The 21,013-nt window shown below is 41.3% G+C and carries 21 protein-coding genes and 1 pseudogene; 15 read left to right on the top strand and 7 right to left on the bottom strand.

Annotated features, from left to right (window positions below):
• Positions 1–13: 13 nt before the first annotated feature.
• Positions 14–1,360, bottom strand: coding sequence for a cytochrome ubiquinol oxidase subunit I (locus BLP92_RS14010; protein WP_090843581.1), 1,347 nt, complete (start codon positions 1,358–1,360; stop codon positions 14–16).
• 169 nt (positions 1,361–1,529) lie between these two features.
• Between BLP92_RS14010 and BLP92_RS14015 the strand changes: the two genes are divergently transcribed.
• Positions 1,530–2,102 carry a LuxR C-terminal-related transcriptional regulator gene (locus BLP92_RS14015; RefSeq protein ID WP_090843582.1) on the top strand — a complete coding sequence of 191 codons (573 nt, stop codon included), beginning with the start codon at positions 1,530–1,532 and terminating at the stop codon, positions 2,100–2,102.
• A gap of 4 nt (positions 2,103–2,106) precedes the next feature.
• On the opposite strand, the gene BLP92_RS14020 is transcribed toward BLP92_RS14015, so the two are convergent.
• Entirely contained in the window at positions 2,107–2,748 is a 642-nt protein-coding gene (locus BLP92_RS14020) for an NAD(P)-dependent oxidoreductase (RefSeq protein WP_090843583.1), read from the bottom strand.
• Positions 2,749–2,875: 127 nt separating this feature from the next.
• On the opposite strand from BLP92_RS14020, the gene BLP92_RS14025 reads away from it, so the two are divergent.
• The 9 genes and pseudogenes from BLP92_RS14025 (at position 2,876) to BLP92_RS14065 (ending at position 11,121) form a co-directional block, all read left to right on the top strand.
• Positions 2,876–3,598, top strand: coding sequence for an urease accessory protein UreH domain-containing protein (locus BLP92_RS14025; RefSeq protein WP_090843584.1), 723 nt, complete (start codon positions 2,876–2,878; stop codon positions 3,596–3,598).
• 185 nt (positions 3,599–3,783) lie between these two features.
• The gene (locus tag BLP92_RS14030) at positions 3,784–4,935 is read left to right on the top strand and encodes an acyl-CoA dehydrogenase family protein (protein ID WP_090843585.1); all 1,152 of its coding nucleotides are present in this window, start codon (positions 3,784–3,786) and stop codon (positions 4,933–4,935) included.
• Positions 4,936–4,954: 19 nt separating this feature from the next.
• Positions 4,955–6,287 (top strand): annotated as a pseudogene (locus BLP92_RS14035) (acetyl-CoA carboxylase biotin carboxylase subunit).
• A 14-nt stretch (positions 6,288–6,301) separates the two neighbouring features.
• Entirely contained in the window at positions 6,302–6,514 is a 213-nt protein-coding gene (locus BLP92_RS14040; protein ID WP_090843586.1) for an acetyl-CoA carboxylase biotin carboxyl carrier protein subunit, read from the top strand.
• 15 nt (positions 6,515–6,529) lie between these two features.
• Entirely contained in the window at positions 6,530–7,441 is a 912-nt protein-coding gene (locus tag BLP92_RS14045; RefSeq protein ID WP_244516860.1) for a hydroxymethylglutaryl-CoA lyase, read from the top strand.
• Complete coding sequence (locus tag BLP92_RS14050) at positions 7,438–8,208, top strand: enoyl-CoA hydratase-related protein (protein WP_090843588.1); 771 nt, start codon at positions 7,438–7,440, stop codon at positions 8,206–8,208. The genes BLP92_RS14045 and BLP92_RS14050 overlap by 4 nt, the downstream gene beginning before the upstream one ends.
• 21 nt (positions 8,209–8,229) lie before the next feature.
• Complete coding sequence (locus BLP92_RS14055) at positions 8,230–9,753, top strand: acyl-CoA carboxylase subunit beta (protein ID WP_090843589.1); 1,524 nt, start codon at positions 8,230–8,232, stop codon at positions 9,751–9,753.
• A gap of 17 nt (positions 9,754–9,770) precedes the next feature.
• A complete protein-coding gene (locus tag BLP92_RS14060; RefSeq protein ID WP_090843590.1) occupies positions 9,771–10,463 on the top strand; it encodes a CoA transferase subunit A in 693 nt (230 codons plus the stop codon).
• Positions 10,464–10,479: 16 nt separating this feature from the next.
• Positions 10,480–11,121: a 3-oxoacid CoA-transferase subunit B gene (locus BLP92_RS14065; protein WP_090843591.1), complete on the top strand. Its 642-nt coding sequence runs from the start codon at positions 10,480–10,482 to the stop codon at positions 11,119–11,121.
• 122 nt (positions 11,122–11,243) lie between these two features.
• Here BLP92_RS14065 and BLP92_RS14070 read toward each other — a convergent pair whose 3' ends face one another.
• The 4 genes from BLP92_RS14070 to BLP92_RS14085 all read right to left on the bottom strand — a co-directional run bounded on the left by BLP92_RS14070 (position 11,244) and on the right by BLP92_RS14085 (position 14,579).
• Positions 11,244–11,876: a 3'-5' exonuclease gene (locus BLP92_RS14070; protein ID WP_090843592.1), complete on the bottom strand. Its 633-nt coding sequence runs from the start codon at positions 11,874–11,876 to the stop codon at positions 11,244–11,246.
• 248 nt (positions 11,877–12,124) lie between these two features.
• Positions 12,125–13,216 carry an ABC transporter ATP-binding protein gene (locus BLP92_RS14075; RefSeq protein ID WP_090843593.1) on the bottom strand — a complete coding sequence of 364 codons (1,092 nt, stop codon included), beginning with the start codon at positions 13,214–13,216 and terminating at the stop codon, positions 12,125–12,127.
• A 284-nt stretch (positions 13,217–13,500) separates the two neighbouring features.
• Entirely contained in the window at positions 13,501–14,355 is an 855-nt protein-coding gene (locus BLP92_RS14080; protein ID WP_090843594.1) for a PucR family transcriptional regulator, read from the bottom strand.
• Positions 14,356–14,372: 17 nt separating this feature from the next.
• Positions 14,373–14,579, bottom strand: coding sequence for a DUF5342 family protein (locus BLP92_RS14085; RefSeq protein WP_090843595.1), 207 nt, complete (start codon positions 14,577–14,579; stop codon positions 14,373–14,375).
• A 135-nt stretch (positions 14,580–14,714) separates the two neighbouring features.
• Here BLP92_RS14085 and BLP92_RS14090 point away from each other — a divergent pair, with 135 nt between their 5' ends.
• The 3 genes from BLP92_RS14090 (at position 14,715) to BLP92_RS14100 (ending at position 16,841) form a co-directional block, all read left to right on the top strand.
• Positions 14,715–15,854, top strand: a complete 1,140-nt coding sequence (locus tag BLP92_RS14090; protein WP_090843596.1) for a DUF445 family protein — start codon at positions 14,715–14,717, stop codon at positions 15,852–15,854.
• 92 nt (positions 15,855–15,946) lie between these two features.
• A complete protein-coding gene (locus BLP92_RS14095; RefSeq protein ID WP_090843597.1) occupies positions 15,947–16,303 on the top strand; it encodes a YlbF family regulator in 357 nt (118 codons plus the stop codon).
• Between the two features lie 100 nt (positions 16,304–16,403).
• Positions 16,404–16,841 carry a PaaI family thioesterase gene (locus BLP92_RS14100; protein WP_090843598.1) on the top strand — a complete coding sequence of 146 codons (438 nt, stop codon included), beginning with the start codon at positions 16,404–16,406 and terminating at the stop codon, positions 16,839–16,841.
• Positions 16,842–16,862: 21 nt separating this feature from the next.
• Here BLP92_RS14100 and BLP92_RS14105 read toward each other — a convergent pair whose 3' ends face one another.
• Complete coding sequence (locus BLP92_RS14105; protein WP_090843599.1) at positions 16,863–17,048, bottom strand: YhzD family protein; 186 nt, start codon at positions 17,046–17,048, stop codon at positions 16,863–16,865.
• Positions 17,049–17,122: 74 nt separating this feature from the next.
• On the opposite strand from BLP92_RS14105, the gene BLP92_RS14110 reads away from it, so the two are divergent.
• Both BLP92_RS14110 and BLP92_RS14115 read left to right on the top strand, forming a co-directional pair.
• Entirely contained in the window at positions 17,123–18,325 is a 1,203-nt protein-coding gene (locus BLP92_RS14110; protein ID WP_175444308.1) for a metallophosphoesterase family protein, read from the top strand.
• Positions 18,322–20,844, top strand: a complete 2,523-nt coding sequence (locus BLP92_RS14115; RefSeq protein WP_090843601.1) for an ATP-binding protein — start codon at positions 18,322–18,324, stop codon at positions 20,842–20,844. Before BLP92_RS14110 ends, BLP92_RS14115 begins: the two co-directional genes overlap by 4 nt.
• Positions 20,845–21,013 lie beyond the last annotated feature (169 nt).

Here is a 21,013-nt window from a genome sequence, read left to right on the forward strand (position 1 = left end):
ACTCATACTGAATCTATACTTCATAATTATCTATTTTCCGTTTATGCATTTCTCTTTCCACCGGATTCTGTTTGAACATTTTCCTCAATACTCCGGCACATGTCACGCCTAGTACCAGATAGAGCCCAGCAAAAAGAATCAGCATTAAACCGACCTGCTCTGAACTTGTTGCAGCTTCAGAAGTTCTCATAATTCCATTTAAAATCCATGGCTGACGCCCGACTTCTGTAAAGATCCATCCGGCTTCTATAGCGAGGATGGAAAGCGGCGCACCGGCAGCAATCATCATCATAAGCGGTTTATTAAACGGGTTCCAGTTTTTCTTCCAGTTCATTACTACAAATAGTGTACTTACGGCAGCAAGATACATACCAATAAACACCATCAAATCAAAAAAGTAATGGATAAATAATGGAGGAAGTTCATCTTCCGGAAACTCATTCAATCCTATCACTTCTGTATCTGGAGCAAACCCTGCTAAAATACTGAGAGCATATGGAATTTCCAAAGCGTACTGAACTTCATTGTCTTCTGTGAGTATGCCCCCAAGAATTAATGGAGCTTCTGTTTCCGTTTCAAAATGCCATTCTGCAGCAGCAAGTTTTTCCGGCTGGTATTCGTGAAGATATTTTCCGGAAAAGTCTCCAATAATTGCAGTACTGATTGCAAAAACTGCTCCCGTAAGCATTGTCAGGTGCAGGGCTTTTTTATGGTAAACAGATTTATTGCCGCGGAGTATTTTCACGGCTGCAATGGCTCCGAGAACGAACGCTGCTGTTAAGTAACAGGTAATAATTACGTGTGAAATTTTTGTTGGAGTAGCAGGGTTAAACATCGCTTCCAATGGATTCGCACTTGTAACTACTCCATCTACAATTTCAAATCCCTGCGGCATATTCATAAACGCATTTACCGTTGTAATGAAGAACGCACTAGCTGTAGCCCCAATTACTACGGGAATAACAAGCAGAAAGTGTCTCATTTTAGTTTTGAATCGATCCCAGGTATAAAGGTAAATCCCTAAGAAAATAGCTTCAAAGAAAAAAGCGAACACTTCCATAAACATAGGCAGTCCAATTGTATGGCCGGCCGTCTGCATAAAATTCGGCCAAAGCAGACTAAGCTGAAGACCTATCGCGGTTCCGGTAACTACTCCGATTGCTACAGTGATTACAAAACCACGCGCCCATCTGCGTGCGAGAAGTGTGTAATGAGGATCTTTGCGTTTTATGCCCATCCACTCAGCAATTGCTATCATCATGGGAATTCCCACACCGATCGTAGCAAAAATAGCATGAAACCCTAAAGTTAAATAAGTCAAAATTCTGCTTAAGAGGACCGGGTCATTATCAAAAAACATTCTTTCTCCCCCTCTTTATTAATCAATCAAATTAGCCTTGAAAAGGTGATAAGGTTATAATAATAGATAATATCATGCAGGTTGATAGGGGATAACCCCTATATTATGTGAATTTGTGAGCAAATTTTGAACAGCAGCTTATTTTTAGTTTATTAAGGAGGTATTTTGGATGAGAGTGCTGATTGGAATTGAACAGGAACTTATGCGGTACGGTTTTATCCAGCTCCTTAATGATTTAAAGCATGTGGAGTACACAGTAGCAAAAATAACCAGGGAAGAAATTCTACGTGCTGCAAGAAAGTATCCTTTTGATTTTATCGTACTCCACACCGATCTGAAAGGAGCTGTAGGTTACGACTCCATTTTTAATATTGCGTCTCCAGAAACTTTTAAACTGCTTATAACAAGTCAAAATCAAATAATAAGCTCAAGTCAGGCTGATGCAGTTTTATCAGAAACTTTGACGCTGGACGAATGGATGGTTATGCTCGATAAGCTTTTCAGCGGAGAAAAATTGTTTAATTCCACAGCTGAAGCATCTTCTCAAAATGAGCTGATAACTAAGAGAGAAGAAGAAGTATTCCGGCTGAAGCTGCAGGGTTACAGCGTGGGTGAATCAGCTGCATATTTAAATATATCCCCTAAAACAATCGAAAACCACCGGCGAAATATAGCAAAAAAAGCGGATTTAAAAAGTAATAAGGACTGGGTGGAAACCGGAAAACAGCTGGGATTTATTTAATGTATTATTTTTCCGCCTCCACCAGGCCGACCCGCTGCATGAAAAACATTGAATTCATCATATTATTATAAGTAAACCAGGCAGTATTGCCTGTCGTAATCTGCGAGCCGCTCTCCGGAAGAAAATCAAGATCAAATTGGACATTTTTAGTTATCTCTCCCTCCGGAAGGTAAGTGGGGCAGAAGATAGTCCATGTTAAATTTGATTTTTTGAGTAAATGATAAACTTCTGCATGTTCCTGTGCAGCTCTCGTAGATCTTCTTTTTGATTCATTGGATTGAAAGCGAAATTGAGATGGCTCTGATCTCGCCTGAAGAATACCAGCAGTTCCAATAGAGATAAACCTCTCCACCTTTTTATTCTCCATTTCTTCAATAATTGCAGGGACTGCTTCAGTAAGGGTGGTCGTCTTATCAGTGGATAAAGCGCTGAATACAATATCAGTGTTGTTTGAGATTGCCCTGGATATATCTGCTGGATTTTTGGCATCTCCAACTACTGGCTGAAAATTTTCATTTTTTTTCACAGCATCGGCTAACCGATTTTCATTTCTGACAAGCGCTGTAACTTGATGTCCATCCTGAAGAGCCTGCAGTGTAAATATTCTGCCGACTCTGCCTGTTGCTCCCAGTATAGTTATGTTCATTAACAAAACCTCCAATAGTTACAATTTCAGTGAGTAGCTATTCCCATTATAGCTCTTTCCTAACCGTATAGCTCGACAGAGAAACTATAAACTTTGTACTATGGAAATAGTAGAGGTGGGGGTTGAAATGTTTGAAATGGTGGATGCAATCAGTCAAATTTTTAGGGAGCCATTTATGAATGCAGCGAATCAGGCAGAATCAATTCCTGTATTGTTTGCTTTTTTATTAGGAGTGGTCGGCGCTATGGCACCCTGTCAATTATCAGGGAATATAAGTGCAATGACATTGTACGGCACGAATTCACTGCGAAAAGGAATCTCGTGGAAGGAAACCTTCATGTATGTACTAGGAAAAATAACTGCTTTTTCCGGGTTAGGGCTGATTGTTGTTCTTCTTGGTAAAGAATTTCAGCGTCAGCTGCCGCTGTTTTTTGAACCTATGAGACTTATTCTCGGACCTTTGTTAATAATTATTGGGTTATATATGCTGGGAGTCTTCTCCTTAAAATTTTTTATGTCTTTCTGGCCGAAGAAAGTAAATAAAAGCGGGAAGTGGGGAGCTTTTTTATTAGGATTCAGCTTTTCCCTGGGGTTTTGCCCCACGATGTTTCTATTGTTTTTTGTTATATTAATGCCTGTGTCCCTGGCATCAACTGCCGGCTCTTTTCTTCCTGCTGTTTTTGCACTGGGCACTGCCCTTCCGTTCTTATTTTTGATTTTTGTCATATGGTATCTTGAATTAGGAGGAAGAGCGGTATCTAAAAGCCGCAGAATTGGAGAAAGAGTCCAGCAGGCTGCGGGGATTTTCATGATAGTGGTTGGGGTGTTTGATATGCTGACATTTTGGTGAATAATTCAAAATCAGCGTTGAGCAGCAGCTGCTGATGCTAATATTCAAAATTTGTTTACTTTTCAATATATGTATTTTATAATTTTATGTAACAGTGGTGTCATCCTGAACGATTGCTCAGTCTGCCGCCACTATCTTTTTGCATCAAAATGTAAGCCCTTACATTATTGAAGGAGAGTGGCAGAATGGATTTATCTCTTACGAAAGAACAAAGCATGATTCAGGAAATGGTTCGTGATTTTGCTCAAAAAGAAATAGCTCCTCTCGCAGACCAGATTGATAAAGAGGAAAAATTCCCGGAAGAAATTTTTAGAAAAATGGGAGAACTCGGTTTAATGGGAATACCTTTCCCAGAAGAATATGGAGGATCAGGCGGTGATACGATCTCTTATATATTAGCCGTTGAAGAAATAGGAAAAGTCTGTGGCAGCACCGGCTTGAGTTATGCAGCTGCCGTGTCGCTTGGAGCCTCACCGATTTATCATTTCGGATCAGAAAAGCAGAAACAGGAACACTTAATACCTTTGGCAAGCGGAAAGAGTCTGGGAGCCTTTGGCCTCACTGAACCAGGAGCGGGTTCAGACGCAGGAGGCACAAGAACAAAGGCTGAGAAAAAAGGAAACCAATATATTCTCAATGGGGAAAAGAGCTGGATTACGAATACTTCCTATGCCAGAACCGTAATTGTGACCGCCCGAAATGGCGAAGATGAAAAAGGCAGAAAAAAAATATCCGCTTTTATTGTCCCTACAGATGCTCCTGGCCTAACAATCCGGGCTGAATATGAAAAAATGGGGGTGCGGGGATCCAATACTACAGAGTTGATTCTTGAAGACATTCATGTGCCGGAAGAAAATATACTGGGAGACCCTCAGAAAGGATTTCATCAATTCCTTTATACACTGGATGGCGGAAGAATTTCCATCGCAGCACTGGCTTTGGGAATAGGCAGGGCAGCTTACGAAGCAGCCTTGCAGTACAGCAGCGAACGCAAACAATTCGGTAAACATATCGGCAGTTTTCAAGCGGTGCAGTTTAAGCTTTCGGATATGGCAATGGAGCTGGAGCTTGCTAAAAATATGATTTTAAAGGCAGCCTGGCTGAAAGATAACAATAGACCTTTTAAAAAAGAAGCGGCTATGGCAAAACTTTTCGCTTCAGAAGCTGCTACAAGAGCGTGTAATCAGTCCCTTCAAATTCATGGGGGGTATGGATATATGCGTGAATATAAAATAGAACGTTACTTAAGAGATGCGAAACTGATGGAAATTGGAGAAGGAACTTCAGAAATTCAGCGGCTCGTTATTGCCAGAGAAATTGGATGTCCGGCAAATTAATGGGACAGGAGGAAAAGAAATGATAAAAAAGTTATTAATAGCGAACAGAGGAGAAATCGCCTGTCGTATCATTCATACGTGCAGAAAACTCAATATCAGAAGTGTAGCAGTGTATTCAGATGCAGATGCAGAGAGTATGCATGTACTTTATGCAGATGAAGCGGTTCATTTAGGTGGTTCAAGAGTAAAAGAAAGCTATTTAAATATGGAGGCAGTATTGCAGGCAGCGAAAGATACGGGAGCTGATGCAATTCATCCGGGCTATGGACTCCTCTCTGAAAATCCAGTATTTGCAGAGCGTGTGGTGGAAGAAGGTATCATTTTCGTAGGGCCGGAAGCGGAAGTAATAAAGCAGATGGGAGACAAAATTCAGGCGCGGACAGCTATGGAAACTGCAGGGGTACCGGTAGTACCTGGCATTACTCTCGACACCCTGGAAGAGTCACATGTGATAAAGGCTGGAAGAGCTGTAGGCTATCCTCTTATGATAAAAGCTGCTGCAGGAGGGCGGTATCGGTATGCAGAAAATAGAAAATGAAGCAGACCTTATGCGCGCAGCTGAATCAGTACAGAAGAAATCTGAAACTTTTTTCGGTTCTGCCCGCCTGTTTATTGAAAAATATATTGAAGAGCCCCGGCATATTGAGGCACAAATTATCGGAGATAATTACGGCACCATTCGTTCAATAGGCACAAGAGATTGTTCGATTCAGAGACGACATCAAAAGGTAATAGAAGAAGCCCCGGCACCGAACTTTTCAAAAGAAGCGGATAATGCGCTGCAGGAGGGAGCTGTGAAAGCAGCAAGTGCTTTGGCGTACACAAATGCAGGCACTGTCGAATTTTTAGTAGATAAAGATGAAAATGTTTATTTTCTCGAGATGAACACACGACTGCAGGTGGAGCATCCGGTAACAGAAGAAACCAGCGGTACAGATCTTGTAGAATGGCAGCTTCTCATTGCAGATGGCAAAAGTTTTGAAGAACTGCCTGTTAACAATACACCGTATCCCTGCGCGATGGAAGTTCGGGTATATGCAGAAGACCCAAAAACATTTTTTCCTTCCCCGGGCACGATCACTCAATGGAACTTTCCAACTCCGGAGAAGGTCAGATTTGATATGGGGGTGCGAAAGGGAGATAAAGTAACCCCTTATTACGATCCAATGATCGGAAAGATAATAGCCTCCGGTGATTCCAGAGAAGACGTGATAAATAACCTGATAAATGTACTGGAAGGATCTGAAATAAGTGGAATTAAAACGAACATTCCACTGTTGCTGGACGTACTGAAGGATGACAAATTTAAAAGCGGAAAGATCTCAACACATTTTTTAATGCAGACCAACTAAGGAGGCGTTTATAGATGGCGGAAATTAAAACCACAATGGCAGGGAATGTCTGGAAAATAAATATCAAAACAGGTGATACGGTAGCTGCAGGTGATGAAGTGGTAATTCTGGAATCAATGAAAATGGAAATCCCGATTGAATCAGAAGCCGCTGGAACTGTCACTGAAATCCTGGTGGAAGAAGGAAGCTTTGTAAATGAAGATGAAGTAATTATAAAGCTTGATTAAACTGGAGGGATGAAGTTGACAATACCTCAGGAAGTAATCATAAAAGAAGTGGGGCCAAGAGACGGACTGCAGAATGAGTCAGTGATTATATCGACTGAGAAAAAAATTGCCTGGATTGAAAAATTGACGAATGCCGGAGTGAAGTATGTGGAAGTTTCTTCTTTCGTTTCTCCAAAGTGGATTCCGGCGCTGGCTGATGCCGATGATGTTTTCCGTTATTTGAAAAGAAAAGAAGGAGTTACTTACGCAGGCTTAGTCCCCAACGAAAAGGGACTTGATAGAGCGCTGCGGGCGAACGTAGATGAAATTGGAATATTTGTTTCTGCAAGTGATACGCACAATCGAAAAAATGTAAACAAATCGATTGACGAAACGTTGAGTATATTAAAAGATGTCGTCAAAACTGCCAAACGAGAGGGGAAATCCGTCCGTGGTTATCTTTCCACAGTGTTTGGATGCCCGTATGAAGGCCACATATCTATTGGGCAGGTGGAGCGCATTAGTAATATACTGCTGGAAATGGGAGTCGATGAGCTCTCTCTTGGAGATACGATTGGAGTAGCAAATCCAGTCCAGGTAAAACAGGTCATCCGTCAACTGAAAACTACGATACCGACTGGGAAACTGGCACTCCATTTTCATAATACAAGAGGGCTGGCAGCTGCAAATATCGTGGCAGGTCTGGAACAGAATATCCAAGTATTTGATGGAGCAAACGGAGGATTGGGAGGCTGTCCATACGCACAGGGAGCCACAGGCAATGTGGCTACGGAAGATGTGCAGTATTTAATGGAATCTTTAGGAGTAAATACCGGGCTCAGTCTGAAAGGGTTAGTGCAGGCCGCAAAATATATCGCACCTCATGTTGGCCTGGAACTTCCAAGCTATCAGCACCGCCTCGCACAAAAGGAGGATGACGGAGCATGATTCAGGCAAAAGTTGAAGAGGGGCTTGCAATCTTGACGCTTGATCGAGCAGAAGCTGCAAACGCGCTTTCAAATGAGCTGATTGAGAAAGCAGTCCAGGTACTTCAGGAATGGCATGAAAGTCAAAGTATAAAAGCGGTCATCATCACAGGGAGCGGAGATCGTGTGTTCTGCGCGGGCGCAGACTTGAAAGAACGCGCAGGAATGAATCCCGACGAAGTGCGGGCTGCGGTAAAAAATATCAGAAATTTTATTGAGAAAGTATATGAAATGCCTCAGCCGGTAATTGCAGCAATTAATGGGGCGGCGATCGGAGGAGGAGTGGAACTTGCCCTTGCCTGCGACTTCAGGATCGCGGTACAATATGCAACATTTTCACTTGCGGAAACAGGTCTTGGTATTATACCCGGTGCAGGAGGGACACAGCGGCTTCCGAGGCTTATTGGCGAACAAAAGGCGAAAGAATTAATTTTAACGGGAAAGAAGATTTCCGCAGAGGAAGCTGTTTACAGTGGACTTGTACTTAAAGCATTTTCAAGAAGTGAATTATTACCGGAAGCAGAGCATTTTGCACGCATTATTGCTTCCAGAGCTCCTTTGGCTAACAGGTATGCTAAGTCCGCGATAAATCAAGGACTGCAGAAAACACTGCAGGAAGGGCTGCAGGTGGAGCAGGCTGAGTATGAAAAAACTATAAACACTAAAGACAGACTGGAAGGACTCGCTGCTTTTAAAGAAAAGCGTCCCCCGGTCTTTCGTGGAGAATAAAAAGGCAGGTGCTGATGATTGATGAAACTTGATAAATCGTGGCAGGAAAGAGTAGAAGCAATTGAACAGGGAGGAATTAAGAAGTATCACGATGCGAATGAGCAGAAGGGGAAAATGTTTGTCAGAGAAAGACTGCATAGCTTGTTTGATGATGGTACTTGGAAGGAAGACGGAAAATTTGCCAATGCTGAAGCAGAAGGACTGCCTGCGGACGGCGTTATTACAGCGATAGGAAAAATAGACGGAAGAACCTGCTGCGTAATGGCAAATGATTCCACGGTAAAAGCTGGTTCCTGGGGAGCTAAAACAGTAGAAAAAATTATTCGGATGCAGGAAACTGCGATGAAACTGAAAGTTCCAATGTTTTATCTTGTAGACAGCGCCGGAGCGCGGATAACTGATCAAATTGATATGTTTCCCAACAGACGCGGGGCAGGACGGATTTTTCATAATCAAGTTAAATTATCCGGCATGGTGCCGCAGGTCTGTATACTATTTGGTCCCTCAGCCGCAGGGGGAGCATATATTCCTTCCTTCTGTGATGTTGTCATTATGGTAGAAGGTAATGCCTCCATGTATCTTGGGTCTCCAAGGATGGCAGAAATGGTTATAGGGGAAAAAGTGAGTCTGGAAGAAATGGGAGGCGCCCGAATGCACTGTTCTGTGTCCGGGTGCGGGGATATCTTAGTCGAAAACGAAACTGAAGGTATACAAAAAGCAAGAGAATATTTTACTTATATGCCGGAGAATTATCTGCATAAAACGGAAAAAATAAAACCGTTTGCTCCGGAACAGCTCGATTTGGAAAAGCTGGTACCTGATAATCAGAACATGCCTTTTGATATGCTTCAATTTATAAAAGGTCTTGTAGATAAAGGCAGCTTTTTTGAAATTAAAGCACTGTTTGCAAAGGAATTAATCACCGGATTTGCAAGAATAAACGGCAGTACTGTAGGTATCATAGCAAATCAGCCAAAGCAGAAGGGCGGGATATTGTTTCATGATTCTGCTGATAAAGCTGCAAGGTTTATTACCTTATGCGATGCGTTTCAAATACCGCTGCTGTTTTTAATGGATGTTCCCGGTTTTATGATTGGAACAAAAGTGGAAAGAGCAGGGATTATCCGCCATGGCGCCAAAATGGTCGCTGCGATGTCTTCAGCAACGGTGCCGAAAATTTCAGTAATTATAAGAAAAGCATACGGGGCAGGTCTTTATGCAATGGGAGGTCCTGCATTTGAACCGGACAGCTGTATTGCGCTGCCGACTGCGCAGATTGCAGTAATGGGACCTGAAGCAGCGGTAAACGCGGTATATGCAAATAAAATTGCAGCTTTGGATGAAAAAGACAGGGCAGATTTTATTGCAGATAAAAGAAAAGAATATCAGGAAAATATCGATGTGTACCGTCTGGCGTCTGAATTAATTGTAGATGATATTATTCCAGGAAATGCGCTTCGGGAAACGTTAATTGAGCGGTATGAACTTTACAGCAGCAAAGAGATTCAATTCTCCGGAAGAAAACATCCAGTGTACCCAGTATAAAGGGAGGGATTTTATAAATGAAACAAATTTATGAAACTGCTGATGAAATCATTGATGGAATAGAGGATGGAGCTACGATCCTGGTTGGTGGTTTCGGATTGTGCGGAATTCCCGAAAATGTCATTCAGGCACTCGTAAAAAAGGGCACCACAAATTTAACAATTGTTTCAAATAACTGTGGTGTGGACGACTGGGGGCTCGGTTTACTGCTGAAGAAAAAACAAATCAAGAAAATTTATGCCTCTTACGTTGGCGAAAACAAAGAATTTGAACGGCAGGTAATAAATGGAGAATTAGAAGTGGAACTTGTTCCACAGGGGACGCTTGCGGAGCGGCTGCGTGCCGGAGGAGCAGGAATCCCTGCTTTTTATACACCTGCAGGAGTCGGCACACCTGTTGCTGAAGGAAAAGAAATTCGAACGTTTGAAGGCAAGGAATATCTGCTGGAACGAGCGATTAAAGGTGATGTTAGTATCGTGCGGGCACATACAGGCGACACGTACGGGAACCTGGTCTATCGGAAAACTGCACAGAACTTTAATCCGATGATTGCAGCAGCAGGAAAACTTACGATAGCGGAGGTAGAAAATTTACAGGAAGCAGGTTCCATTGATCCTCATCATATTCATACTCCCGGCATATATGTGAATCGGATGCTGGAAGCTGCACAGGAAAACAGAATCGAGCGAAAAACTGTAAGGGAAGCTTAGAAAGGAGGGGAAGACAGTGGATAAAAAAGCATCCAGAGAAAAAATAGCCAGAAGAGCTGAGCAGGAAATAAAAGATGGAGACTATGTAAACCTGGGAATAGGGATGCCGACGATGGTGGCGAACTTTTTATCAGAGCATAAAAAAGTAATGCTGCAGTCTGAAAATGGATTATTGGGAATCGGCCGCTATCCTACAGAGGAAGAATTAGATGCGGATCTGATAAATGCAGGAAAAGAAACAGTAACTGCTGCAAAAGGAGCGGCATATTTCAGCAGTGCGGAATCTTTTGCTATGATCCGCGGCGGCAATATAGACATTGCTATTCTGGGAGCAATGGAGGTAGCTGAAAATGGAGACCTTGCGAACTGGATGATCCCGGGTAAAATGATTAAAGGCATGGGGGGAGCAATGGATCTTGTTCACGGTGCCCAGCGGGTTATTATAATCATGGATCATGTCAGCCGGGATGGTACACCTAAAATTGTAAACAACTGCAGTCTCCCTCTGACCGGGATAGGAGTCGTAGATAGAATTATTACAGAACGGGCAGTAATTGATGTCACAGAAAGCGGACTTATTCTTCAGGAAATACTTGATGACTCAAGCTTTGAAGAAATACAGAAAGTCACTGAGCCAAAACTTAAAAACAATATTTGATAAAAAGCGGCCTGCTGTGCAGGCCGCTTTTTCCAGGCTGTTGATATAGTCGTTTTCCTACTTAATAAATTTTTAAAATCTGCGTACCTTTCCACATTAAACTGGGGAAGGCTCAGGTTAATTTATTTATTTTGCATCTGTGGAGAGAGGGCCATGATTTTTTTCTTGAAGTTTACGCCGGGAGTGGCGTATTTACCAGGGCCGAGAGTCCCGTTAGACATTTTTAAAGTACGGAGCATAGTTTCTTCATCGAAAGCATTATGAATTTCTTCCGCCCGAAGCATAATTTCTGCCGCAACTTTTGCATCCTCCAGTGCATGGTGGTGTTCAAAAGTGACATTTAATTCATGTGCTATCGTAGACAGTTTATAATTATAAAACTCAGGCCATGTTTTTTTCGCCACCTGGACTGTACAGTTGTAAGATGCAGCAGGATAAGGAAGCTGGTAAACATCCAAAGCAGATCTTAATACTCTTATATCAAAACTGGCATTATGCGCCAGTAAAAGATTTCCTTCAAATAAATGTGCAATCTCATTCCAGAGTTCTTCAAAAGTCGGGGATTCTTTTACGTCCTCCCAGGTTAAACCGTGTACTCTGACACAATTAGGATCAAAATAGGGAGAAAAAGGCCGAATAAGTGAGTAAACTTCTTCTACTATTTCACTGTTTTCCACATGAACGATGCCTATGGCACAAGCACTGCCTTTTTCGGATGAGGCTGTTTCAAAATCTATCGCTGTAAAATTCATCATTTTCCTCCTGCAAACGTATGTTTCCTATATTTTAGCAAATATTTTATAAAAATAAAAGCTCTGGTAAAGGTGATGATAGAAGGAAGGGCGGCTGCAACGGGAAAGCTCATACACCTCAGGTCTAGCTGGAGCAAAGTTTCTTCTAATTAACAACAACGAACGATATCTTAGCTGAAATAAAAGAGACACCGGCTGAAAAGCCGATGTCTAAAAGGGGGGAATAAATCTATGAAACCAAATATAGGGTATTAGCGGATTCGCTGCTCAGTATCTGTATCAAAGAAGTGAGCTTTGTTCATATCAAATGCAAGATCGATTTTAGTACCACTGGAAACGTCAGTACGGGAATCAACCCGGGCAATAAATGTATTATCACTTACAGTAGAGTATAAGTAAGACTCTGCACCCATCAATTCTGCTACATCAATAGTAGCGGTGAAGCGGGAATTTTCAGAAGCATCAAGGAAAACCGGCTCGTCATGAATATCTTCTGGACGAATACCAAGAAGAAGTTCTTTCTGATCGTAGCCTTCGAGAGCTTTCATTTTACCAGCCGGCACTTTTACTGTGTGCTCTCCAAGCTCGAAAGTATCACCGTTAAGTTTTCCGTGCATAAAGTTCATTGCTGGTGATCCAATAAATCCGCCTACAAAGATATTTTCCGGATAATCATAAATATCTTTCGGAGCGCCTACCTGCTGTACGATACCATCCTTCATAACTACGATACGGGAAGCCATTGTCATCGCTTCAGTCTGATCGTGTGTTACATAGATTGTAGTAGTCTGCAGACGGTGGTGCAATTTAATGATTTCAGAGCGCATCTGTACACGAAGCTTAGCATCAAGGTTGGAAAGCGGCTCATCCATCAGGAATACTTTAGGGTTACGGACAATCGCACGTCCCAGAGCTACACGCTGACGCTGACCGCCGGACATTGCTTTCGGCTTACGGTCCAACATTTCTGTTAACCCAAGAATAGTAGCAGCGTTTCTTACACGCTCGTCAATTTCATTTTTAGGGAATTTACGAAGCTTCAGCCCGAATGCCATGTTTTCATATACGTTCATGTGAGGATAAAGTGCATAGTTCTGGAACACCATTGCGATATCTCTATCTTTTGGAGCTACATCATTAACTCTGTCTTCCCCGATATATAAATCTCCTTTGGAAATATCTTCAAGCCCTGCTACCATACGAAGTGTAGTAGACTTCCCGCAACCAGATGGACCAACGAATACGATAAATTCTTTATCAGCAATATCGAGGTTAAAGTCAGTTACTGCTTGAACATCACCATCATAAATCTTGTATAAATTTTTAAAAGTAATATCAGCCATTATTAATTCCTCCTGTGTAATGTAAGCTTTTTTGAACTGACTTCAGTGTAACTTGTAAGGGGTTTCATTACTATTGTCAGCGTGCACAAAAAACATCCAGGGTTTTTGTGCACGTTGCAAGCGTTAACATTTCGAGGGGGGATAGGAAGTGTTCTGGAGAAAATGTTCTAAAGAAGATGCAAGGTTGCTTCTCATGCATAGCAGAACAAAAGCAGGGTATCATCCAATGATCCCTGCTTGGTAAATAACATATAGAAAAATAACAGTCTGCTTTCCTTACTGCACTAATCTTCTTTATATAACACGGGAATTGCAAGCAGCATTAAATATACTGCTACCGCATTTGGGAACTGTTTTATATCTACGGCTGTTTTCTCAATAAACTTATCTACACGGTACTGCATTGTGTTTCTGTGCATATACATTTTTTTCGCTGCAAGGCTGGTGTTCATGTTGCATTCTAAATAACATCTGACTGATTCCAGCAGTGTAGTGTCTGAAGCGACTGGTGCAATCAGTCTGCTTACATCAGAAAGTGTCTTATCAGAAAATCTGCTTAACAGGTAATAAAGCGTCAATTCCTGCTCATGAAATAAATGTTTTTTTGGAAATGCAAGAGTAACCTCATGAAAAAGGTGATTTTCCCAGTCGGCATGCGCTTTTAAGCGCGCTGGATCATGAATAAAGGAACCTATAAAAATCGTAGGCCGGGTGAAAAAATCTGCTGCAAGTGTATCAACGATAGAACTGCTCTCAATTTCAACTTCAAACTCTTCATCAGCTTCCTGAATCAGCAGTCCTTCTTTTTGAGAACGCCATAAAAAGATATGACTTCCTGGAAAAAGTGCTTCCATGGCTTCTGTAAAGCCTTCTCTGTCTTCAATTACTTTTGTGAATCTTACATAAATGAGCCGGAGTGGAAAAGTGATTTTCTGGTTCCATTCATTTATGGGAATCTCTTTTTCATTCACGAGTAAATCGTGGAGCTTTCTCACTGCAGGATCTGCCGGGTGATCTTCAGCCGGACTTTGCAGCAATTTTTCTATTATTTTCTGTTCATCTTCCGTCAGTTCATCTCTTGCAAATTCCTTTAATGTGTCCCCCTGCTGTAAAATAATTTTATTTTGATTTACCAACATAGAAAAGAACCTTCTTTCTAATGATCTTCGTAGACATGGTAGAGCATAAGGTCATGTACAGTTGATTCTAAAAAAGCTGCATCCTTTTCATTTATATCCTCCGGATGATGCCACCGAATTACACCGTCTTTCTGATAAGTTCCTTTATAACGCATTTGTTTATAGTAAAAAGAAAATGACCACCCAAAAGGCGGACGTTCTTTCCATTGAAAGTGCTGTATCATGGAAAACCTCCCTGCTGTATCTTGTCATATCTTATCATGAACTTTTACCTTAGAAAAGCTTCCTATCATTGGTATCGGTGAAGGGAGTACGTTATAATAACACAATGTGACGTATGTTGTTGAAGGAGGTTTTTTATGGGCGAATGGGGAATGCTGCTGGTAATAATCCTCATTGGAGCAGTAATAGGCGGAGGAACGAATATTGTAGCGATCCGCATGTTGTTCCGACCTTATAAACCTTGGTTTATAGGAAAATTCAGGGTTCCGTTTACACCAGGATTGATACCAAAGCGAAGAGGGCAGATAGCAGATAATCTGGGAAAGCTGGTGGAAGAACACCTGGTAACACCAGAGGGAATGCAGGAAAAACTGGAAGATGGAGTTTTATTTGAAGAAGTAGAGGCTCGCTTAAAACAGGGGGTAAAAGAACTTCTTGAAGAAGAAATGACACTGGACGAGTGGATGGAACTGCATCTCGGTAAAAAAGATCAGCTGCTGTCCTTTAGAAATAATATAGAGAACAGCCTGCATATTAAATTACTTGAATTATTCGAGGAGTTTAAACATCGTCCATTTGAAGACTGGGTGCCGGGAGAGTGGGTAGAAGCACTGGAAGAAAGATTTCCAAAAGTTTCTCATCAAATAACTTTTAAAGCTGCAGAGTATGTAAGTTCTCCTGAAGGAAGAGAGCAAATCGATCAGCTGCTTACGAATTATCTGCAGTCGAGAGGAAATGTTTCTTCTTTCTTCAGCAGATTTTCGCAGAGATTTTCGCTGGCTGACAGTATTGCGAGAGAACTCGTGAAATTCCTGACAGAAGAAGACACAAAAAATTTGCTTACGGAACTCTTAATGAAAGAATGGAAGCAGATTCTTGCAACTGCTCCAGATCAGTACATTACAGATGAAAAACTTAATGCGCAGCTGGATGCATTTACGAAAGCAGTTATCGGAAGAACTCCGGTCGTAGGTGAATGGAGTGCTCCATTATCTGCCTGGACGGGAAAGTATGAAGACCTTCTTAACAAAACTGTTATACCCTCTGTAATGGCTTCAGCGTCTATGATATTGTCGAGATATATTAAGTCGATAATGAAGCAGATCGGTATAAAAGATTTAGTGACAAAGGAAGTTAATATGTTTCCCCTGGCAAGGCTTGAAGAAATGCTGATCGTTATTGCAAATAAAGAATTGAAGATGATTGCTGTTTTAGGGGCACTGATTGGAGCCTTCGTAGGAATGATTCAGGGGATACTATTAATTTTCGTATGGTAAGGGATGCATTCCTCTGTAATATATGTTACAGTCGATAAGAATTGCTAAAAAGCGCCTATTCGCGCGGAAAGAAACCAAGGAGGCAAATATTCATGGCGAATCCATTTGATAAGGCACAGGAACTAGCGAAAGAACTGCAGGAAAGTGAAGAATTCACGAACCTGAAACAGCTTCACGAAGAAGTAAACCAGGATGAAGTAGCAAAGAAAATGCTGGATAACTTCCGACAGGTACAGATGGAGCTTCAACAGAAGCAGATGCAGGGAGAACAGATCTCTGAAGAAGAAGTTCAGCAGGCACAAAAGCAGTTTGAGCTTGTTCAGCAGCATGAGCAGATCATGAAGCTGATGGAAGAAGAGCAGAAAATGAGCCAGCTTGTGGGTGAACTCAACAAAATCATTACAGAACCACTTGAAGCTCTCTACGGTGTAGAAGATCAGGAAGGTTAATAAGTTTTGTACGTCCCGGCGGTTTTCCTCCGGGGCGTTTTTTTGTTGTTAACGTCCTTTATTGGTTTCATGATAATATAATTAAAAGGAGTGATTTACATTGAACAGCGAGGAATTAGTGAAAAAAGCAGAACGAGCAGCTGAGGTTCATAATGACGGATCTCCGAATGTATTTTTGTATTCATTATTTGATTTTTCTTTTGATTATTTAGAAGAAACCGAAGAAGTAATTTTAAAAGTTCCTGTATCTGACCTGATGTATAACCCTGTAGGATTTATTCACGGCGGTGTTGTTGGATATATAGCGGATACAGCAATGGGACATTTGTGTGCTGCCTTTAATGAGCGTCCTTCTGTGTCCCTGGAGCTTAAAACCCAGTTTTTAAATACAGCGAAAAGCGGTACGCTGGAAGCAAAAGCTTATTTTTTAAAAAAGGGGAAAAATGTCCAGTATGTAGAGTGCACTATTCATTCAGAAGACAAAAAGCTGTTAAGTAAAATAAGCGGAACATTTTATACACTGCCGGATGAATCATAAGCCGGCAGTACCCTGCAGTCTTCAGGGGTGAAAATGAAGCATTCCTCCGGAGGATTTAACCAGTCTGCTCGGAAGTTCCTGTAAATTTTCCTCTTCCAGCCGTTTAACAGCATTTTCGATTGCTTCCTTGTCAGTCTCCGCTTCCAGAGTTTCATTTATTAAATGTTCACCTGTTTTACTGTACGCAGTTAAATAATAAAGCTTCATTTAAGCAACCTCCTTTTTTACTATCCTATCATATAATGAATTATCATTCATTAAAAATATCAGAGGTGATCTCTATGGTCTCGTTTATTCATTGTGCCGATCTGCATTTGGATCGACCTTTTCAGCTTCCTGAAAAATTACATAAAGATATTGAATTAAAATTACTGCGTGCTGCCTATAGTTCTTTTGAGAAACTTTGTACTAAAGCAATAGAATATAATGTAGATTTTATGCTTATCAGCGGAGATTTGTATCATCATGAAAAACGTTCTGTCCATGCACAATGGTTTGTAAAAAAACAAATGGAAAGATTGAATAAAGAAGGAATTCAAGTTTATCTGATACATGGAAATCACGATCCTCTTCTTCAAAGCAGTGCGCTGGTACCATTACCTGAAAACGTGCGTGTTTTTTCTGTCACTGGGGAAACTTTTATTCACGAGACCGGGAACGAAAAAGTTTGTTTATATGGATTTAGTTATCCTTCCGCCTCTTTCTCAGAAACTCCGATGCCTATGTATCGCAAAACAGAAAGTGCTGACACTCATATTGCTTTACTGCATGGACAGGAGGCTGCAGAGACTGAACACGAACCCTATGCACCTTTCCGGCTGCAGGAACTGAAAGTAGCAGATATGGACTACTGGGCGCTCGGGCATATTCACGAAAGAAAAGAATTATCTTTAGATCCACCTATTGTTTACCCGGGAAATATTCAGGGATGCAACCGTAAAGAAAACGGACCTAAAGGGGGATATTTCGTAAAACTAGCTGGAAGCAGAGTGGATGAATTAACTTTTTTACCTACTTCAGATGTAGAGTGGCGCCGTGCAGCTGTTTCAATTACAGAAATTAATACATTGGAGGAACTTTTTGAAGAAGTATTCCATAAATGTATTAATGAAGGTAAATATTGTGTGTATACTGTGGAGCTTTCAGGGAGCGGTCCTTTGCATGCCCCACTGCATCAGAGAAAAGCAGAAATTGAAAATTGGATCAAGGAAGAAGCAGAAGGTATTCATCTGAGTATTGAGTCCCTCCAGCTATATACAAAACCAGAATTGGAACAGATTGACAGTGAGCTGGGGAAAGAAATAGAAGCTGCAGCTGCTTCATTAGGAAGTGATCCGGAAGAGTTAATGAGACGGCTGAGCAGCTTGATGGGTCATCCTGCAATTCAGCGCCATATGGAGCCGATGCAGCAGACAGATTTAGCTGACATAGTAGAAGAGGCACGAGTGGAGCTTTTATTAGCTATGCAGGAGGAGGAAGAATGAAACTACTTCGCATACAAATAGAGTCATTTGCCAAATGGAAAAACCAAACCTGGGAACTGGGAGATGCGACACTTTTGTTCGGTTTAAATGAAGCCGGAAAAACTACGATTCTTTTATTTATTGAGAGCGTTTTATTTGGGTACCGAACTCCGATTTCAGATAGATCTGCGGGTTCTCTACTTTTTGATGAAGACGGAAAGCGCTGGTATATTGAACGGCGTCAGGGCAGAACAAAGACCGGTGAAGTTATTGTTACATGTAATGGAGAACGCATGAATGCATCTGATTTTTTAAATCATATTGATTTATCAGCGTTCCGGCATTTATACCGGATTGATCTGGATCAGCTTCAGCTGATGGAAGATGGAGATCCGGAGGAAATTAATCGTTTATTATTTGATACTTCTCTCTCCGGAATTCTTTCTTTGTCTACAAGACAGAAAGAACTGAAAAAAAATTCATTGGATTTATTTAAGCCGAGAGGCAGAAAAACAGAAATTAATGTGCTGGCAAAAAACATGGATGATACAAAAAGAGCGCTTGATGAATGGAGCAGTAAACTCGACAGATACGGACTGCTCCGGGAAGAAAAAAAAGATATCCAGGAAAAAATAGACATAAAAACAAAGGAAGAACAGTCTCTTCAGGATAGAAAACAGCGTGAAGAGCTAAAACAGCTGCTTATTCCACTTGCTGGACGATGGAAGGAAACAAGTAATTATTTACAAAAAGAGGAAGTGCTTCCGGCATATGCAAAAGATTCTTTTGAACAGCTGAAAAAATCCTTTCAAATTTTAAAAGAAGAAATTGCAGTGCAGGAAGCGAAAATTCCAGAATTACAGAAAGCGAAATATTCACAGGAAGAGCTTACTGAATTAGGCAGCCTTATTGAATCATTTGCAAAAGCTGATATGTATGAGCAGCAGCTTACAGACTCAACCAATGAGCAGGAAAGAATTAATTTAGAGATAGCAGAGTTGGAAAATACAATCCCGGATGATGTAGATATGAATCATATACGTTATTCTCCTCCACTTGTAAAAAGACTCGATGATCTGACAGAACAGCAGCGTGATCTGAAGCTGGAGGAAAAGCAGCTGGAGAAAAGATCCCGGGAAACAAACACCCTGAGTACAGGATACAAATGGCTGAAATTTGGAGCTGTCGGGCTTTACGCAGGTGGAATTATTGCGCTGCTTTTAGGTGAATGGGTGTCCGGTATAATTTTTGCGCTGCTTGGAACCATTACTTTACTTTATTTTATTTTTAACATCGACAAAAATGGGGAAAAAGACAGTAATTCTTCTTCCAGGCTTTCGGATCTTCAACAGGAATGGGGGAAACTCCACAAAGAAATAGATAACTGGTGCGATGATGCAGGTTTTATTTATGGATTGGATATACATACATACCGATATGTATTGGAATCCTCCCAAAAGTGGCAGGAACTGCAGAAAAAAAAGCAAAAAGAGATAAAGAAAAGCCAGGAAGCAGCTGCCTGGATCACCCGCCACAAACAGCAAGCATCCATATGGACTGGAAATGGGGACCATTCCATTCAGGAGTATGCGCAGTCCTTGAAGTTATTATACTCAGAAGCTTTACAAAGCCTGGATAAAAGAAATCAGGACATAAGGAAAAAAGAAAATTTAGAAGAAGTTATCCGAGAATTGGAAGCGAAGTCAGCCAAGCAGGAAGAAGAAATTAATAACTGGCTCCTGGCGGCAGGAACAGAAGACGAACAGAATTTCTGGAAAATAGTTGAACGTGATGCTGAATTAAGAGAATTGAAACGGTCGGCTCAGGATACATGGCAGCAAATTTGTGCAGTTGCTCCTAACGAGGTGTTGAGAGAAGAATTAATAGAAGAAATAGTTTCTGAAGAAAATGCAGAAAATAACGAAAATATCGAAGGGAAAATATCAGAGGTACGCAGAGAACTTGGAGAGTTATATGAGAAAAAATCCGAGCTTGCGATTTCTCTCAAACAGATGGAGGAAGGGGGGAGTTTTGCAGAACTGCAGCAGCGATATGAACAGGAAAAACTGGAATTAACAGCACTCGTCAAAAGGTGGGCGGTTTACGAAACTGCATCCATGCTGGTAGATGATATTAGAGAAGTCTATGAAAAAGAGAAGCAGCCCGATGTGCTGAAAGAAGCGGAAGCAAAATTTACTCGCATGACAAATGGAGATTATCTCCATGTTCATGTGCCCGTGGAACAGAAACATTTTGTGGTGGAAAGAAAAGATGGAAAAACCTTTACTCCTTCCGAACTGAGCAGAGGTACCAGAGAGCTTTTATACGTTGCATTGCGTCTTGCTTTGATAAAAGAGCACCCTGCGCTCCCGATCTGTATTGATGAAGCGCTTGTCAATATGGACCATCCAAGAAGGCATGCACTGTGGGAGGAGCTTGCGGAAGTGGCAGAAAATCATCAGGTTTTATTCTTCACTTGTCATAATCACATTAGAAAAGAGTGGGAAAAAGAAGTAAAGGGAATCGTATATAAACTATAAATTAGAAACCGCAGACACTGCATTACTGTAACCAGACGGCGTTTTTTAAAAATAAGTGGATAATCAACAGACGTTATCATGAGCATTATTTTTAACGAGCGTATATATTATGAAAAAACTGTATTATGAAATTTCTTCAATTAAGAGAATTTTACGAAGATCATGTAAA

The sequence above is a fragment of the Alkalicoccus daliensis genome (assembly GCF_900103955.1).
Taxonomy (GTDB): Bacteria; Bacillota; Bacilli; order Bacillales; family Salisediminibacteriaceae; genus Alkalicoccus; species Alkalicoccus daliensis.